Consider the following 17,909-nt stretch of genomic DNA (forward strand, 5'->3'; position numbering starts at 1 on the left):
GCATCGGCCAATATGTTTTTGATCATAACCGCCAGGAACTGAAACATGAAGCAGCTACCATCCGGCTCTCCCTCCGGGAAGCAGATATGCTGCGCATGCTGGCAGAACGCCCCAACACCACCACCCACCGGAAAAGCATGCTGCTGGAATTATGGGGCGATGATAATTTTTTCAATGCCCGTAACATGGATGTATATATCAGCAAACTCCGGAGATACCTGCAACACGACGCCACCGTGCAACTTATCAATGTAAGAGGACAGGGATATAAGCTCGTCTTTTAACAATCATTCACACTATACTCAGGTTCGTTAACGGTTACGTGTACACGATGATCCTACTTTCGTATCGTTCAATTACAAACGATGATACAAAAAGCAGCGATCCTTCTTTGTACCCTGCTGGCAGCGGCTGTCAGCAGCCATGCACAGGCCACCAAACAACTGAAGGAAGTAGTTATAAAAGGTAAAGCAGACATCCGCGCGAAAGGAGATACCCTGGAATATGATGCCGCGCGCTACAAAACAAAAGACAATGCCGTAGTGGAAGAACTGCTGCGCAAGCTGCCCGGTGTCCGGGTAGACCGCGCCGGCAACATCATCGCCCAGGGTGAAACTGTACTAAAAGTATTGGTAGACGGAAAAGAATTCTTTGGCAACGACCCCGCCATCGCCACCCGTAATCTCCCGGCCAACATGGTCGCCAAAATCCAGGTGCTGGATAAGAAAAGCGACCAGGCCGCCTTTACCGGCATCGACGATGGTAACAGCACCAAAACCATCAACATCGTTACCAAAAAAGAAATGAAAAAAGGATACTTTGGCAATGCTTCAGCGGGCGGTGGCACCCATGAACGCTATGAGGCCGGGGTAAACGTTAACAGCTTCGCCGGTGATAAACAGCTCTCTCTTTTATTCAAAGCCAACAACGTAAATAAGTCGGGCTTCAGCGCAGGCGAACTGCTTCGCCTCGCCGGCAGCAACCCCGAAATATTTGACCAGCTTCCTTCCTACGCAATGGCCGAAATCCTTAAAATGAAAGGCGTACAGGCAACAGCAGATAACCCGGAGGAACTGGCGCAGCTCTCTAATCCCACAGGATTAAACAATACCCAGTACGGCGGCGTGAACTTTAACAACGACTTTAGCAACAACACCGCTCTGCGCAGCAGCTATTTCTTTAACCGGTTCGCATCACGGAATAATTATGATAACCACCGGTTTTATCAACTCCCCGACACCAGTTATCACTACTACCAGCAAGGCCATCAAACAGATATCAATAATAACCACCGCGTAAATGCCAGCATCGATATACCTGTAAATGCACAGAACAGTATTAAAATCTCCCCGGTATTCAACAGCATCCAGTCTTCCGGTGTCAATCAACTCTCCTATCGCTCCCTGAATGAAGCGCAAACACAATTGCTGAACAACGGCACCCAATACCATGAAAGCAATGCCAGCAGCTGGCAGTCGGCCACCGATATTCTTTTCCGGCACAAATTCCGGCAAGAACGGCACACCTTATCACTCACCGTAACTCCCGCCTGGCTGGAAAACAATAACCAGGTACGAAATATCTCCCTCAACAATATCTATAACATTAAAATACCCCGCACAGATACCATTAATCAACAGCTCCGGATACAGGGCCATGGCTTTTCGGTAAATAATCAATTCGTATATACCCTGCCGTTATCACGCACACATACGTTGCTGATCAGTGAAAACTTCTTCTACAGCAATACCCGGCAACAACAAACCGCATTCAGCTTTGATCCGGTGCAACAACAATACACATTGCCCGATGAACGCTACCACGACGACTTCTCCACAACCAACACCCGCAGCACACCCGCTGTGGCGGTGTCCGCAAAGTATAAGCGTTTTAGTTACACCGCGGAAGCAGCACTGCAAATCAACTGGCAGCAAAGTAATTCGCGGGTACAGCACTACCAGGTGAATAACACCTATCATAACCTGCTGCCCCGTATCAACGCCCGGTACCAGTTTTCTCCGGCACGCAAAATCAGCGTCGATTACCAGACCAGCGTTCAGCTACCTGCCATTTCGCAGCTACAGTCCCTCCCCGATATCAGTGATCCGATGTATGTGCGCCAGGGAAACCCTGCTCTGAAACCGGCTATCAGGCGCAGTATACGTGCATCTTATCTTTTCACAAACGCGGATAACGGCAGTTATACCAATATTATGGCGAATGGCAGCATAGTAGCCCGCCAGTTTACTGACTATGCCGTTACAGACAGCAGCGGTAAACAACTGATCACCACTATTAATGCTAACGGATACGCCAACACGAATGTATCATTCCAGCACTTTTTTAAAACAGACGACGAAGGATCAGGTATCACCTATGGTCTGCAGCTGGCTTACAATGCCTATCCATCGCTATTCAACAGCATACAACGCAACAACCGGCAATACAGCGTGGCGCCCGATATCAGCTTTAATTACTATCCTGCGGCATTCCTGAATATTTCAGCGCACCTCAACACTGCCTGGAACAACACCACAATGCTGCAAAAACCCTACTGGTTGTTTAACTACGATCTGTCCGCTGTCGCTACGCTTCCCTGGAACATGCAGGCAGAAAGCGAATGGACAGGTTACACCACCTCCGGCCTCAGTAACAACTATAACACCACCGCCCTGTTATGGAATGCTTCCCTCAGCAAAAACATAGGCAAAAAGTATACACTGAAAGTAGCCGCCACCGATTTGCTGCGGCAAAACAAAAATGTGATGCGGATGGTGCGGGGCGGATATACGGAAGATCAGCGGAACAACATGCTGGGGCAGTATTTCATGGCAAGCCTTGTTTACCAGCTCCGCTCTTTCAAAAAAAAGTAATTCATCTCACTAAATATATATTATCATGAAAACAACTTCCATCTTAACATTTGTATTACTGGCCGCTGCTTATATGCCAGCGGCTGCGCAGGACAAAAGCAGCGGAAAAATAAGCTATACGCTTACCATGAACCTGCACGCTAACCTGAAGCCGGAACAAATGCAATACAAAGACATGATTCCCGAAACTGCTACGCAGGACGCGTCATTGTGGTTTAACAAACAGCGTTTCAAAACATTCTATAACGCTAACCAGAAAAAGGAAGGAGACGACGTGGAAGTAAACGTAAACATTCAGTCTGATAACGGGGATGAATTGTATGTGGATCTCGACAGTAAAAAACAATGGGCAAAGAAAAATGGCAAACTGAAAGAAGCGCCGTTAGACATACGTAAAGGCGAAAGCATTGCCACCGGCGCAACAAAGGAAATCCTCGGTTATCCCTGCCAGCAGCTTATCCTCGTTAATAAAAAAGATTCCACCACAATATGGTACACCACTGCCCTGCCGTTACATGCAGGCAGTCCTATTGGCATGTTCACCGACAAAGGCGTGGTACTGGAAATGCAGCACAGGAAAATGAGTTTCATGGCAACCGCGATTGAATTTATGCCCATCAGGGACGAAGAGTTAGCCATCAGCCGTTAAATAAAAAAACGCAGCGGGAGATGATCCCGCTGCGTTTCCTTCTCAAAAAAAATATTATAAACTCACTACTCCCTTTACCGGTGCAGCTGTTTCCTGGTGCAAATCAAACACTACAATTTCATTGGCGCCTTTCTTTAGCCATGGAGCAGGACAGTACAGATTTTTCTGCGGTCCTATTTCCCAGTAGCGGCCAAGATTGTGACCGTTTACCCAAACAATTCCTTTCTTATATCCCGACATATCGATGTAGGTATCACCGGGTTTATCCAGGTTAAAAGTGGCTTTAAAAAACTGGCCGGGTTTAGCAGCGTTACCGGAAGAAGCGCTCAGTTCCTGTACGAATTTTTCCGTCATAGGCAGGCTGTACACTTCCCAGTTCATCAGCGTCATACCGTTCAGGACTACACGATCTGTGATTCCTTTACGGTCAATCAGCGCTTCTGCAAAGTTGATGCGGCCCATGCCCTCAACGAGGATTTCCAGTTCGGGATCTTTCACATCGCTTACCGGCAGATCAATTGTTTTCTCCCCAAGCCGGCGGTCAATTTTCCCGATGTACTTGCCATTGAGAAACACGGTTGCATAGTCGTGCAGGTCTTTTACACTCAGCTTGCCGCTTTTATGTCCTATCAGCGTGGTTTTATACACCATAAAGCCATAGTCCTGCCCATAGGCTTCAAATGGCTTTGGCTGCGGGGATTTAACCGGCTGTGGTAAATGATCCCATACCGAAGTGAATGGGGTAAGATTAAATTCAGGAATTGTAATGGCCGGAACAGGCTTTGGTATGGCAGGTAATTTTTTGCCCTTCGGGAGATAGGAACCGATCAGCTGACGCAATGCCTGGTATTTAGGCGTCGCATTTCCCTGCTCATTGATAGGCGCATCATAGTCGTAGCTGGTTACATCGGGTTCATAGCCCTTTCCGCCGGAATTTGCGCCGGCAGTATAGCCGAAGTTGGTACCGCCATGAATCACATACAGGTTGAATGAACGTTTGGTATCCATCAGGAATTTCACTTCCTTCGAAATGCCGTCTATGCCCGGCCGTTGCCATTGTTCGCCCCAGTGGGTTAACCAACCCGGGTAAGATTCGCTGCTGAAGGCGGGTACATTGGGGTTTTGTTTTTTGGCGGCGGCGAAATCAGCTTCCGATCCGCCGGAGTCGAGCCCGATGGCGGCGCCTTCCACGCCTCCTGCTTCCAGCATATAGGCGGTAGCGCCATCGGCCGTGTAGAATGGAACATTGATGCCATTCTTTACCCACATATCTTTCAGCGTATTTAAATATTCTTTATCGTTACCGTAACTGCCGTATTCATTTTCAATCTGCACCATTACTACCGGTCCGCCGTTAGTTACCAGCAACGGCTTTATTTCTGCCGCCAAACGATCTACGTAGGTGGATACCGCGGCTATATAGCGCGGATCCATACAGCGCACCTTTATATCCGGTGTTTGCAGGAGGTAAGGAGGCAAACCACCAAATTCCCATTCTGCACACACATAGGGACCGGGGCGCAGTAATACCCACATGCCTTCTTCCTGGGCTATTTTAATAAATTCCGCAATGTTGTGATTACCGGTACTGAAATCAAACTGGCCTTTCACCGGTTCGTGATAGTTCCAGAACACATATGCCGCAATGGTATTACAACCCATTGCCTTCGCCATCTGAATGCGGTGACGCCAGTATTCGTGTGGTATACGGGCCGGGTGCATCTCTCCGCTGATCATCTGGAAGGGTTTGCCATCCAGCATAAAATCAGTTTTACTTAATGCAAAAGAATGTTTGTTTTGCGCCTGCACTGCCTGCCCCGTCCAACAGGATAGCGCCAGCATGCCGCTTAGGATTACTTTCTTCATTGTTCAAATAAGTTGCAGATAAGCGTACAAAATACACCAAAATATTTGATTGGAAATATTTTTTATAAGACGCCTGGCTTTACTCCTGAACACTGATATCCGCTACTATGGCCCGGTGGTCTGATACATACACTTTCAACACCTCGTCATAACCGCCGATATTATTATACCGGGTTACTGAGAAGCGGTTTACCGGGGTGGTCATGATGTAATCAATGGTGCGATCCGGCTTATCTGAAGGAAAAGTAAGCGGACATTGCTGGAGGCAGCCCAGGTTCATGAAACTCCGCATAATGCCTATGGTCTGCGATGCGGGAATAGCATTAAAATCCCCGCCCAATATCAATGGCTTCCCCAGTTCCGTTACTGCCTTTTTTAATTCCGCTGCCTGTAATAAACGGCTGTCTTCCTGCGCCAGGTGGTCGAGATGAGTGGATGCAAAATAAAATTCCCGGCCGTCTTTTTTCACGCGGATCATAGCCATTGTCCGGAACTCGCCACCTATATCCGGTGCCACCGGCAAGGCATAGCGTTTCCGTTCAAGAATGGGTAACCGCGAAAGCACGGCATCGCCATACTCTCCTCCGGTTACATCCATTGCTTTTGTAAAGTACCAGTCCATTCCTGTAAGCTTTGCCAGTTCTGCTGCCTGGTGAACGTTCACACCGGTACGACGGGTATACACATCTACTTCCTGCAGTGCCACCAGGTCCGGCTTTTCCTGGTTGATCACTTTGGCCAGGGCCTCCAGGTTGGCCGGCGGACCGGAAGAAGCCCGGGCGCCGTAAATGTTATAAGTCATCACTCTTACCATTGTTTTCGGACGCGCCGGTTCTTCCGGTGAAGTATTTACTGTTTCCCGCTTGCCACAGGACAACAGGCAGCTGGCTAAGCCTATCAACCAAAATATCTTTCTCATCATCAAAAGGCGTTGATCTCCGCAATATGCGTCAGGTAGATATCTCCCTGGCTGGTGTTCACGGTCAGTTTCACAAACCTGGCCCACTGCGCATACGCCAGGTAAACGGTGCTTACTTTATCATTGGCCAGTGTAAAGGATTCGGCATAGTTCCAGGTGGCGCCGTCGCGGCTCAACTCCACGATAATATTTTTGGGGTTGCCGGTAGCCTTTACCTCCCCGGTATTTTTATCTGTCCGGCCAGTAATACTGATACCGTGTATCTTTTGTTCCACCTGTGTATCAATGGTAATATAATGCGGAGGGCCGGGCTTCGACGCTTTCCACCGGGTGCTCCAGAAGGTGGCTGTATCGCCATCCAGCGCGTGGATAGCATGGCCGTTGGCTGCCCCTTCGCCGGTGGTTTCCTCCGATGAGAAGCCGGTAATATTCCAGTTGCTGCGATCCAGCATAGGAAACGGATTGGCAGCATAACGCCCGCTGATCAGGAAGTAAGCAGTGCGTAGCTTCTCATTTACTTTCATGCTGGTTTCAATAGTCACCGGCAACAGGTAGCTGCCTACGCCATCCAGTTTATCCATATGCACTACCAGGTTTAACGGCGCCGTGCTGAATCTCCCTGCCGGGATTGTGGCGGAAGACTGTTCCAGCTCATAGCTACCCTCGGGTAATACCGGGTAACTGGTAAAGTTGTTAGTGTTGAAATGATCTGTCAGCGAAGCATCTACTTTGAATTTTACATTTATATCAGATGCCGGTGAATGCGGCCCGCCATAACAGGCGCCATAAACAATACTGTCGCCCTTTCCGGATATTTCAAATGAATACACTGCGGGAGCAATAACTGCCTGTGGCATGTACACAACAGCGGTGCTGTCGGATATATTTTCCAGTTCGGCACTGTTGTTCCGGCAACCGCTCCAGGCAGTGGCCGCAGCAAGCGATAATATCAATAATTTTATCTTCATTTTTCTAATATTGATCATCAGGAAATAATTTACCAGCCTGGATTTTGTACCAGCTTTCTGTCACGGTCTATTTCCGATTGAGGAATAGGGAACAGGTAATAATTCTTCAGGAAAACCCTCCGCTCAAATATGGTTCTTTGATAAAAAACCTGGTCGGTAAGTTTGGTACCTGCGTCTACGTTCATGCCGTAGAAGTTTCCGCCATCGGTTTGTTCAGCGATCTTCCAGCGGCGGGTATCGAAGTAACGGAGGCTTTCCAATGCCAGTTCCACTCTCCTTTCATGCCTGATCTTTGCGCGCATGGCGGCCTGTCCCAGCCCACCTGCAACATCAGGTACGCCGGCCCTGTTACGGATTTCGTTCAGGTATTTAAGGATATCCGGGTTACCAGGCTCGTACTCGTTCAATGCTTCGATATAGTTCAGTAATATTTCCGCATAACGAATCAGTATAAAAGGCCTGGCCACATACTGGGTGATCCTGGGATTACTGTCGGGATGCACGTTTTTCCGGGCGATGTAGCCGGTACGCGGAAAGTCCCACGATCCTTTCTTACCGGTATTGCCGGTGAAGAAAGTTTCAATCACTTTATTGCCTTCGCTTTTATTGATCCAGAGACTGCCATTGTAACTAACATTTACATAAAACCGGGGTTCCCTGTTTACATACATGTTATAGGTACCGGCAGTTGTATATTTAGTAGCAGTAGAAGAAAAACCGGTTTCTTTATAACCCGATCCGGATTCATAGATCCCTTTTCCATTTTCCATTTCAAATTCATCTACCAGTTGCTGCGTAACAGCCACCGCGGCGTATCCGCTGGCTAAACGGGGTGTTACGGAACGTTCCCAGTCTTTCAGCCCGTTAGAAGTCCTGGTGAAAATCACTTCCGAATTCCAGGGATCCAGGAATACATCGCGGGTAGAGAGATAAGGATCAAAGTTTCCGCTGGTATCATTCTTACGGTACAGGGAGAAACTGAAACCGGTCATTACATCTTTGGCGGCATCGGCGGCACGTTTCCATTTTTCACGATCATATTGCGCGCTTACCAGCTGTTTGCCATCCAGGTTGCGGAAGCCGGCGTAGTCGGGGTTACCGTTGAACTGCGGACTTGCCGCCAGTAACAGCACCCTGCTTTTAAAAGCTTTGCATGCGGCCTGTGTGGCGCGGCCATAATCATTTTCGCCCTGTGCGGTAAAATGTTTGGGAAGTTTCTGCGCGGCGAGGTCCAGCTCTGATACAATGTAGTTAACACATTCGTCGTACGAATTCCGTGGCTTTTGCATCTCTTCATCGGTAGGCGCCAGGTCGCCCGCAATCGGGATATCCCCCAGAATAATAGCGGGGCCATATTGACGGATAATACCGTAATAAAAGAACGCCCGCAGGAAACGCGCCTCGGCTTTATATTGGTCAATAAGATCCTGGCCGTTAGGCAGCGCCAGTATCTCTTTATTCCCATCAATATGCTGCATAAAATAAGTAGCCGAACGGACACCCTGGTAGAATTTAGTCCAGTTGTTCATGTAATCGGATGCCGCACTCCAGTTACCCAGGTTCATGGGATAGGTGTTATAACCGGAACCGGGCCGGTCGTAGGTAATATCTGCATCATCTGAACATCCTTCCCAGGCGCAGGTATTGCGGTAGGCTTCATTGGGAATGGTAACGTAAATATTAGCAAGGTATTCTTCAGAATATCTTCTTCGGTTAAATACCTGCTCAATAGTGATACGGTCGCTGGGAACCTGGTCAAGGAAGTTACTGTTACAGGAAGCCGTTTGTAAAGAAACGCCGACCAGTAAAATGTGAACCATCTTTTTTATTTTCATCCGGAGAGAATTATAATGTTTAGGAATGATCGTTGTTATCAGAAGTTGACGGCAACGCCGGCAGAATATGATTTAGTACTTGAATAAGAGGCGCCTCTTCCATTGCCTACCTCTACATCCCAGAGCTTAAACGGTGAGAAAGTGAGGATGTTTACCCCTTGCAGGAAGATGTTGGCGGATTTAAGTTTCGCGCGTTTCATCCAGGCAGCGGGCAGGTTATAACTTAGCTGTAAAGTCTTTAACCGGATATAGTCGCTGTTCTTTATCCACCAGGTACTGGCGGCATAGTTATCATTCAGTGATCCTGCCATCAGGCGGGGATAAAAAACGTCCTGGCGTGGATTTTCTTCGGTCCACCGGTCGTTGATATTGCTGAATAAATTTCCGCGGCTCAGTCCCTGCTGGAAAGGCATGGTGCCTTCACCGTTCAGCAGTACATCCACATGAGCGGCGCCCTGGAAAAGGGCCGACAGCCCAAACGCTTTGTAGCCGAGTGTAAAACCGAAGCCATATACCATTTCAGGAACATCGCCATATCCGATAGGCGCCTGATCATAGGAATCGATCACGCCGTCGCCGTTGATGTCTTTGTATTTAATATCGCCGGCCCGCACATCGCCTGTTTGCCTGGGTGAGTTCTGTACTTCCTTATCGCTTTCAAAAAGTCCGAGTGCGATGTACCCGAACCGCTGTCCTACGCGCAGCCCTTTGCGGTCCAGCCAGGGATACTTCCAGCTGGGATCATCATTCTCCACTACTTTATTCCTGTTATAAGTAAAATTGCCCAGCAGCTGCAGGGAGAAGTCGCCGAAGCGGCGGTTATAGGTGACGGATGCATCTATTCCTTTGTTGTCAATAATACCCACATTACCAAACGGCGCGTTGATCATCCCTATATAACCCGGTAACGATTTCCGGCGCAGGAAAATGCCGCTGCGGTATTCCCGGAAAAGATCCACCTGCAACGTGAGATTATCATGCAGTAGCCCGATATCAAAGCCCAGGTTGGTTTTGCGGGAGGTTTCCCATTGTACATCCACGGCATATTCACCGATTTCCTTACCGGTAAATTTCTGGTTGATGTTCTTTCCAAAATAATAATCGCTGGTATTGGCTACGGTTGCCAGGTAGGCAAATCTTCTGCCGTCGATGTTGCTATTGCCTACGATACCATGCGAAAAGCGGATCTTAAAAAGTGATACTGTATTTTTAATACCGGAGAAGAAATTCTCTTCAGATACTACCCAGCCCAGGCCTGCGGAAGGAAAAAGGCCATAACGCTGATCGGGGTAAAAGTTTTCCGATCCGTTATATCCAAAATTTATTTCTGCAAAATACCGGCTGCGGAAACCGTAGGTGAAACGCCCCGCCAGTCCCTGGAACCGGTAAGGCAATGATGTTTCCAGGTCGGCCGCATAGGTATTGGCTTTATCACTGCGATTATAGAGCAACATACCGGATACATCGTGCTTACCAAAACTCCTGTTATAGTTGAGTCCAAATTCAGAGTAGAAGGTGCGTTCGCCCTGGTTACTTTTTGTATACTGGAGAAACTCTGTACCAATGGCCACCTGGTCAAACACCAGGTTACCATCGGCATCCCGGCCGGTGGCCAGCCAGGTGTCCGGTATTTTCGTATAGCGGTTGCTGGTATAGTTATAGGCGTCGAATGAAAACATACCCGTTACAGATAATCCTTTAGTAAGGAAGGGCAGCTCCTGCGTGAGGCGCAGATTAGAGTACACCTGGCTTCTCCACTGGTTGGCATAACCACCCTGGGTAAGGCTTGCCCAGGGATTGGACAAACCGCCGGAACGCACGTCTGCCACTTTACCATCCGGGTAACGGGTTGGAATCTGCACCGGCGTCATAAAATATGCATCCGTAAAAATATCGGATACGCCGGTAGTGGGCAGGTTTACATTACTCAGGTAACCTTGTATGCCTAGCTTAACAGTAGTAGTGGCGGAAGGCTTCAGGGTGATATTGGAAGTAACGTTATACCGTTTCAGAAAAATAGAGGAATTGTATTTGGTGAGTTCATCTGTTTTATACATTCCCAGCTCATCGTAGTAACCAAGACCGATATAGTATACCGCTTTTTCTGAACCGCCGCTGATATTGGCGTTCGCATTTCGTACTTTTCCATTGTTGCGGAAAAGTTCTTTAAACCAGTCCACATTAGGATACAGGTAAGGATCACTGCCATCGGCGGTTTTCCGGATAGCCTCGTCAGAATACACCGGCGCGCTGCCACGGGTGGTCAGCGCTTCGTTTGATAATTTCATATAGGTAGGGCCGTCTGCAAACGAAGGCAATTTGGTAAACTGGGTGATGCCTTCTGTATAACGCAGGTTATAGGCGGGCTTACCTGGCTTACCTCCTTTGGTGGTGATCAATATAACGCCGTTGGCGCCGCGCACGCCGTATACTGCGGTAGCGGAAGCATCTTTGAGTACAGAAAAACTTTCAATGTCTTCAGGGTCTACATTGGAAATACTCCTGGGCACACCGTCCACCAATGTGAGCGGTGCGCTGAAGCCCTGCGTAAAAGTGGAAATGCCGCGGATGTAAATATTGGCATCGTTGTAACCTAATTCCCCGCTGCGTTGTACGGATACCATTCCTGCTACGCGGCCACCGAGCGACTGTGTAAGGTTGGATACCGGCTGCTTGAGTTCTTTGGGGGTAATAGTGGCCTGCGCGCCCACCAGGCTGATTTTTTTCTGCTCACCAAAACCCACTACCACTACTTCTTCCAGCGCGGAAGATGCTTCCTCCAACACTACGTCTATTTTGTTTTTCCGCTGTACCGGTATTTCCTGCTTACGGAATCCCATCAAACTAAAAACCAGCACTGCGTTATCATCTACTGATAAAATAAACTTACCGTTGCCGTCGGTACCCGTGCCCAGACGGGTGCCTTTAATGGCAACGGTTACGCCTACCATCGGCTGACCAGTAGAATCCACCACTACACCGGTGATTTCCCTTTTGCCTGCGGCTGCAATATTAACGGCAGGAGGCGCTTCTTTTGTAGCTACTGAAATATTCTGGCCGGAAGTTCTGAACTGCAAACCGGTACGGCCTTCCAGATCCTGTAACAGTTTGGCAACTGCCATATTCTTATAGTTCACGGTTAACTTCTTTCCAAAAGCTTCCAGTGACTTATCATACAGGAAACGGAAAGTGGTTTGTTTTTCAATGGCGCGAAAGAGGGTGGTCACCGTGGCATCTTTCAGCTGGATGGTGACTGTTTGTGTTTTGGGGTCCTGTTCCTGTGCGTGTAGCGGCGCCATATAAACGGCTGCCGCCAGGAATGAGCACAGAACGACCCTCACGGCCCTTTTCAGGCCGCGTGAAGCGGATAATAAAATTAGGATCATACGTTAGGTTTTGTTAGCGTAGTATGTATTAAAACAGGATTAGCGGTTTATTTTTTATCTATACGGATTATATTTCCCTGGCGATGATATTGCAGATGATAAATAAAACAAATGGATTCCAGCACAGATTCCAGCGAAGTATTGGCCTGTTGCCCGGACAATACATGCCGCCCCATTTCCGGTGTGCCCAGCACAATACGTACACTGTACCATCTTTCCAGCACGGTGGTAACTTCCTTCAGGGTAAGATTATCCATCGTGATAATTCCCTGCTGCCAGGAGTTCATTTTATGCGGTTCTTCCCTGAACCTGGTGAAACCGTTGCTGGCGCTGTCGTAACTTACTTTGCTGCCTTGTTCCAATATGGCCTGTTGACCTTCAGCCGCCATTACTTTTACTTTTCCCGTGACAACGCCCACTACCAGCTTTTCGCCGGGATAATGCTTCACATTAAAAGAGGTTCCCAATACCTGCGTTTGTACATGCCCGGTGTGTACGATAAAAGGGGCCTGGCGGTCGGGATGTATCTCAAAAAAAGCCTCGCCATCCAGCATTACCTCCCTGGATGTGCCGGTATATGCTTCGCTGTAACGGATCACCGACCGGGCGTTTAATATCACCGCGGAACTATCGGGAAGCACTATACGTTTTATTTCTCCGTCGCCGGCAGCAATGGTGGTATACGACGGCTCATGACGGGGCCATAGTATCATCAGCCCCAGCAATACCAGCAGCATGGCCGCATAGGGCAACCAGCGGCGGAAATGACCGCCGCGGATATTTCTTTGCAGCGCCATGTTCACTACTTTATTTTTCAATCCGGCAGATAGTGGTTCCGGCTCGCTTTGAAACCATTCTTCAGGCGGCATCAGGTCGCCCTGGTTGTTTTCTTCGAGCAACTGTAAAAGCAACCGGAGCTCCTTCTGGCTGGCAGTATTATGTTGTACTTTTTCTATCAGCTCCTGTAACAGGCCGGCATCGGGTTTCATCATATACAGTTCACTTCTACCTACATATACACTAAAAAAAAGGAGGCTACTTAGTGGAAGAAAAAAATTATTTCAGGAAGAATAATATCAGCAGCAAAATATAGGAATCTTTCAGCTCAGCTTTTATTACTTTCAGACTGCTGTGGATGTGCGCTTCTACAGTACGTATGGAGATACCCAGTTTATCAGCGATTTCACGGTGCGATAATCCTTCTTCCCTGCTCATACGGAACACAGCCCGCTGCTTATCGCCCAGCGAGTCCAGCACGCCCTGGTATTGCTTGTACAGTTCATTATAATCCAGCCGGTGTAAAATACTGTCGGCCGGCTGCAATAAGGCATTCTCAGGATCCGTAGTCATTAGCCGGCGGCTGACTTTATTGCGGATAAAATTCAGGATATGATTTCTTGCGATCGTGAATAGCAATACCTGTATATCAGCAGTCTCATCCAGCTTTGCGCGGAAATGCCAGAGTTTGAGGAAAATGTCCAGCAGTAATTCTTCTGCATCTTCCTCAATACCCACCTTTTTCCTGCAATAGCCTAAAACGCGCGGGCCCAGCAGATCCAGTAAAGAACGCAGTGCTTCTTCGTCGCCTTCACGGAAACGGCGCAACAGGAAAGGTGAAATAAGAATAGTTGTATTGTCCATGCAGGAGACAAAATTAATAAGCCATTGTTAACGTAAGGTTATCATATGATTAACAGCGTGCAGTCTATAATTTTCATTGTTCGTCTGGTGGAATTTTACGTCCATCAATATTAATAAAAATAATCTTGTGGAGAAAGAAATTCCGGTGATCTCTTTTATTAAAATATACAGGTCAGTGGCCGGTTGCTAATTACTACTCCGGGGATTGTTCGGGGTCAACGGTAATCTTTGCAGTATGCCTGCTAAAAACAAAAGGGAAACCGGTAAGCTGGTTTCCCTTTTGCGCTGTTTAAATATTTCCTTTCTTCAGTTCCTTAACGGCATGATCACATGCCCGCGCAGTAAGCGCCATATAAGTAATAGAAGGATTCACACAGGAGGAAGACGTCATGCAGGCGCCATCTGTTACATATACATTTTTAGCGGCGTGTACCTGGTTAAAACCATTCAGTACAGATGTTTTGGGATCTTTACCCATGCGGGCGGTTCCCATTTCATGAATGCAATGTCCCGGAGGAGGCGCACCGTCGTAGCCATGCACATTTTTCAATCCTGCTGCTTCCAGCATTTCTATTGCACTGGCCTGCATATCCTTGCGCATGGCCATCTCATTGCCTTTAAATTCGCAGTCGATATCAAGTGTAGGCAATCCGTATTTGTCTTTCTTATTTTTATTCAGCACTACCTTATTTTCAAAATAAGGCAGGTGCTCACCCCAGGAACCTATGCCCATGCTCCATTTGCCAGGTTCACCCTGGGCTTCTTTCAACTGAACGCCGATACCCTCCATGCTGGTGCCACGGCCCCTTCCTGCGCCGCCCTGGTAGCCAAAGCCACGCACATAGTCTTTTTGCATGGTGTTGGCGTTGGTGTTACGGAAACGGGGAATATAAATGCCGTTGGGTCTGCGGCCGCTACTGTAATACTGGTCTTCAAAACCTTCATAATCGCCGCCGGCGCCTACGCCATAATGATGATCCATGAGGTTATGCCCCAGTTGTCCGCTGTCGTTGCCAAATCCATCCGGGAACCGGTCTGACACCGAATTGAGCATGATCCAGCTGGTACCTAATGTGGAACCGTTCAGGAAAATAATATCAGCATAGTATTCTACCGTTTTCAGGGTATGGGAATCCATCACTCTTACACCGGTAGCTTTACTTTTATCTTTATCATATAATACTTCCAGTACAATGGAATCCGGACGCAGGGTCATATTACCTGTTTTGGCGGCAGCAGGCAGGGTAACGCCGTTGCTGCTGAAGTAACCGGTAAACGGACATCCGCGGGCGCACAGGTTACGGTACTGGCACGGACCACGGTCCTTTAATCCTTTTGTGAGATGCGCCACGCGACCTATGGTCAGGATACGGTCGTTATACTTCTCTTTGACGCGTGCCGCAACATGCTTCTCCAGGCAGTTCATTTCCATTGGCGGCAGGAAAACGCCGTCGGGCAGCTGTGGCAGGCCTTCCGCCTGGCCGCTTACACCGATATATTCTTCCACATATTTGTACCAGGGGGCAATATCTTTGTAGCGGATAGGCCAGTCAACACCATGACCATCTTTCGCGTTGGCTTCAAAGTCCAGGTCGCTCCAGCGGTACACCTGCCGGCCCCACATGAGGGATCGGCCGCCTACCTGGTATCCACGCAGCCAGTTGAAGGGCTTTATTTCGTTATAGGGGTTCTCAATATCATTTACCCAAAACTGCTGCGTGCCTTCATCAAAAGCATAGCAACGGCTCTGGATGGGGTGCTTCTCCCGCATTTCATTGGAGGTATTGAGATGATGAGCAAATTCCCACGGCGCTTTCATCGCGGTAGTGTAGTCCTTGATGTGCTCTACATTGCGGCCTCTTTCCAATACCAGCGTTTTCAGTCCTTTTTCACTGAGTTCTTTGGCAGCCCATCCGCCGCTGATACCGGAGCCCACTACGATGGCATCATACGTATTTTCCTTCTCTGCCTTTATATTCAGGTTCATATCGTTGTGTTTAAAGCCGCAAGCGGCCAGGAATGAGCTTCTGAAAAGCTATCCCTGACCGCTACGCACCTATTGTATTTTTAAATATTGCCTTTCTTCAGTTCTTTCACGGCATAATCTACTGCGCGGGCAGTTAACGCCATATAGGTGAGAGAAGGATTTACACAGGAGGCGGAGGTCATAGCCGCACCATCTGTTACAAAAACGTTCTTCACCGCATGCATCTGGTTAAAGCCGTTGAGCACAGATGTTTTAGGATCGCGGCCCATACGTGCGGTACCCATTTCGTGAATGGCCATACCCGGATAAGATCCGTTGTCGTATGTTTTCACGTTTTTAATACCTGCTGCTTCCAGCATTTCTGCGGCATCATTCATCATGTCTACGCGCATTTTCTTTTCGTTCTCCTTGAACTCTGCATCGAATTTCAGTACAGGCTGGCCCCATGCATCTTTCACGGAGGTATCCAGGGTTACCTGGTTGGCTTCATAAGGCAAACATTCACCGAAACCACCTAAGCCAATGCTCCACTGACCGGGTTCGGTGATCATTTCCTTGAAGTCTTTACCCACGCCCATTTCGGCAATACCGCGGCTCCATCCTGAGCGGCTGGCGCCACCCTGGTAACCAAATCCGCGGATATAATCACGTTTATCGTCGCCGATGTTGCGGTAACGGGGAACATAAATCCCGTTGGCACGGCGGCCGAAATAGTATTTATCTTCATATCCTTCTGCAGTACCGGAAGCGCCTGTACGGAAATGGTGATCCATCAGGTATTTGCCCAGTACGCCGCTGTCGTTACCCAGTCCGTTCGGGAAGCGGGAAGAAGTGGAGTTCATCATTACAAAGGTAGAACCGAGGGTAGAACCATTGATGAAGATGACCTTCGCATAGTATTCCACCATTTCTTTGGTGTGCTTATCTATCACTTTTACACCTGTTGCCTTGCCTTGCTTTTCATCATAGATGATGGAATTTACAATGGAATCAGGGCGAAGTGTGAGGTTACCGGTAGCTCTTGCTGCCGGCAGCGTGGAAGATTGTGTGCTGAAGTAAGCGCCAAACGGGCATCCGCGGCTGCAGAGGTTACGATACTGGCATTTCTCACGACCAGGAAGCGGTTGGGTGATGTTGGCTACGCGACCCATCGTAATGTTACGGCCTTTGAATTTTCCTTCTACGCTGGCCTTCAGATCTTTTTCCACGCAGTTCATTTCCATGGCGGGCATAAACTGGCCATCAGGCAGTTGTGGGAGACCTTCGCGGGTACCGCTGATACCGGCAAATTTTTCTACGTAATCGTACCAGGGGGCAATGTCTTTATAACGGATAGGCCAGTCCACCGCAATGCCATCTTTCAGGTTGGCTTCAAAATCAATATCGCTCAGGCGGTACGACTGACGGCCCCACATAATGGATTTACCACCCACGATATCCGGGCGGTACCAGTCGAAACGTTTTACTTCATTATATGGACTTTCGGAATCGTTGATCCAGTATTTTTCGTTGTGTTCACTGTAGGGGTAGTCGCGGCTCAGTTTAGGATGTGTTTCGCGCTGATCTACCGTGATACGGCCGCGGTGTTTAAATTCCCACGGATCTTTGGTGGCCGTTTCATAGTCTTTCACATGTTCCAGTGGTTTACCACGATCCAGCATGAGTACTTTCAGGCCTTTTTCTGTCAGTTCTTTGGCTGCCCATCCACCACTCACACCTGAGCCAATTACGATGGCATCATAAGTATTTTCAGCCTGTGCTTTTATATTCAGGTTCATTTAATTC

12 protein-coding genes are annotated in these 17,909 nt (G+C 48.4%); 3 read left to right on the plus strand and 9 right to left on the minus strand.

Going from position 1 to position 17,909, the window contains the following annotated elements:
• The 3 genes from QFZ48_RS00005 to QFZ48_RS00015 form a co-directional block, all read left to right on the plus strand.
• The coding region (locus QFZ48_RS00005) for a winged helix-turn-helix domain-containing protein (protein WP_429060536.1) at nt 1-284 on the plus strand (284 nt) is incomplete at its 5' end.
• Nucleotides 285-365: 81 nt separating this feature from the next.
• Entirely contained in the window at nt 366-2,873 is a 2,508-nt protein-coding gene (locus QFZ48_RS00010) for an outer membrane beta-barrel protein (RefSeq protein WP_429060537.1), read from the plus strand.
• 25 nt (nt 2,874-2,898) lie between these two features.
• Nucleotides 2,899-3,522 (plus strand): GLPGLI family protein, encoded by a 624-nt coding sequence (locus QFZ48_RS00015; protein ID WP_429060539.1) that lies wholly within the window; start codon nt 2,899-2,901, stop codon nt 3,520-3,522.
• 54 nt (nt 3,523-3,576) lie between these two features.
• Here QFZ48_RS00015 and QFZ48_RS00020 read toward each other — a convergent pair whose 3' ends face one another.
• The 9 genes from QFZ48_RS00020 to QFZ48_RS00060 form a co-directional block, all read right to left on the minus strand.
• On the minus strand, nt 3,577-5,388 hold the full coding sequence (locus QFZ48_RS00020) for a glycoside hydrolase family 35 protein (protein ID WP_429060540.1): 1,812 nt from the start codon (nt 5,386-5,388) through the stop codon (nt 3,577-3,579).
• 79 nt (nt 5,389-5,467) lie between these two features.
• Nucleotides 5,468-6,307: an endonuclease/exonuclease/phosphatase family protein gene (locus QFZ48_RS00025; protein WP_429060542.1), complete on the minus strand. Its 840-nt coding sequence runs from the start codon at nt 6,305-6,307 to the stop codon at nt 5,468-5,470.
• Between the two features lie 2 nt (nt 6,308-6,309).
• Nucleotides 6,310-7,275 carry a BT_3987 domain-containing protein gene (locus tag QFZ48_RS00030; RefSeq protein ID WP_429060544.1) on the minus strand — a complete coding sequence of 322 codons (966 nt, stop codon included), beginning with the start codon at nt 7,273-7,275 and terminating at the stop codon, nt 6,310-6,312.
• A 29-nt stretch (nt 7,276-7,304) separates the two neighbouring features.
• A complete protein-coding gene (locus tag QFZ48_RS00035; protein WP_429046660.1) occupies nt 7,305-9,095 on the minus strand; it encodes a RagB/SusD family nutrient uptake outer membrane protein in 1,791 nt (596 codons plus the stop codon).
• 53 nt (nt 9,096-9,148) lie between these two features.
• Nucleotides 9,149-12,496 (minus strand): SusC/RagA family TonB-linked outer membrane protein, encoded by a 3,348-nt coding sequence (locus tag QFZ48_RS00040; protein WP_429060546.1) that lies wholly within the window; start codon nt 12,494-12,496, stop codon nt 9,149-9,151.
• 47 nt (nt 12,497-12,543) lie between these two features.
• Nucleotides 12,544-13,488 carry a FecR family protein gene (locus QFZ48_RS00045; RefSeq protein WP_429060548.1) on the minus strand — a complete coding sequence of 315 codons (945 nt, stop codon included), beginning with the start codon at nt 13,486-13,488 and terminating at the stop codon, nt 12,544-12,546.
• A gap of 64 nt (nt 13,489-13,552) precedes the next feature.
• The gene (locus QFZ48_RS00050; RefSeq protein WP_429046654.1) at nt 13,553-14,137 is read right to left on the minus strand and encodes an RNA polymerase sigma factor; all 585 of its coding nucleotides are present in this window, start codon (nt 14,135-14,137) and stop codon (nt 13,553-13,555) included.
• Between the two features lie 289 nt (nt 14,138-14,426).
• Nucleotides 14,427-16,124 carry a GMC oxidoreductase gene (locus QFZ48_RS00055; protein WP_429046652.1) on the minus strand — a complete coding sequence of 566 codons (1,698 nt, stop codon included), beginning with the start codon at nt 16,122-16,124 and terminating at the stop codon, nt 14,427-14,429.
• 80 nt (nt 16,125-16,204) lie between these two features.
• A complete protein-coding gene (locus tag QFZ48_RS00060) occupies nt 16,205-17,902 on the minus strand; it encodes a GMC oxidoreductase (RefSeq protein WP_429046650.1) in 1,698 nt (565 codons plus the stop codon).
• Nucleotides 17,903-17,909 lie beyond the last annotated feature (7 nt).

This window comes from Chitinophaga sp. W2I13 (assembly GCF_050434005.1).
In the GTDB taxonomy this organism is placed as follows: Bacteria; Bacteroidota; Bacteroidia; order Chitinophagales; family Chitinophagaceae; genus Chitinophaga.

Bases quoted from the DNA above. Each gene is read 5' to 3' on its own strand.
- QFZ48_RS00030 (WP_429060544.1), bottom strand. From the start codon at position 7,275: ATGAAGATAAAATTATTGATATTATCGCTTGCTGCGGCCACTGCCTGG.
- QFZ48_RS00020 (WP_429060540.1), bottom strand. From the start codon at position 5,388: ATGAAGAAAGTAATCCTAAGCGGCATGCTGGCGCTATCCTGTTGGACG.
- QFZ48_RS00025 (WP_429060542.1), bottom strand. From the start codon at position 6,307: ATGAGAAAGATATTTTGGTTGATAGGCTTAGCCAGCTGCCTGTTGTCC.
- QFZ48_RS00035 (WP_429046660.1), bottom strand. From the start codon at position 9,095: ATGGTTCACATTTTACTGGTCGGCGTTTCTTTACAAACGGCTTCCTGT.
- QFZ48_RS00045 (WP_429060548.1), bottom strand. From the start codon at position 13,488: ATGATGAAACCCGATGCCGGCCTGTTACAGGAGCTGATAGAAAAAGTA.
- QFZ48_RS00010 (WP_429060537.1), top strand. From the start codon at position 366: ATGATACAAAAAGCAGCGATCCTTCTTTGTACCCTGCTGGCAGCGGCT.
- QFZ48_RS00040 (WP_429060546.1), bottom strand. From the start codon at position 12,496: ATGATCCTAATTTTATTATCCGCTTCACGCGGCCTGAAAAGGGCCGTG.
- QFZ48_RS00050 (WP_429046654.1), bottom strand. From the start codon at position 14,137: ATGGACAATACAACTATTCTTATTTCACCTTTCCTGTTGCGCCGTTTC.
- QFZ48_RS00055 (WP_429046652.1), bottom strand. From the start codon at position 16,124: ATGAACCTGAATATAAAGGCAGAGAAGGAAAATACGTATGATGCCATC.
- QFZ48_RS00015 (WP_429060539.1), top strand. From the start codon at position 2,899: ATGAAAACAACTTCCATCTTAACATTTGTATTACTGGCCGCTGCTTAT.
- QFZ48_RS00060 (WP_429046650.1), bottom strand. From the start codon at position 17,902: ATGAACCTGAATATAAAAGCACAGGCTGAAAATACTTATGATGCCATC.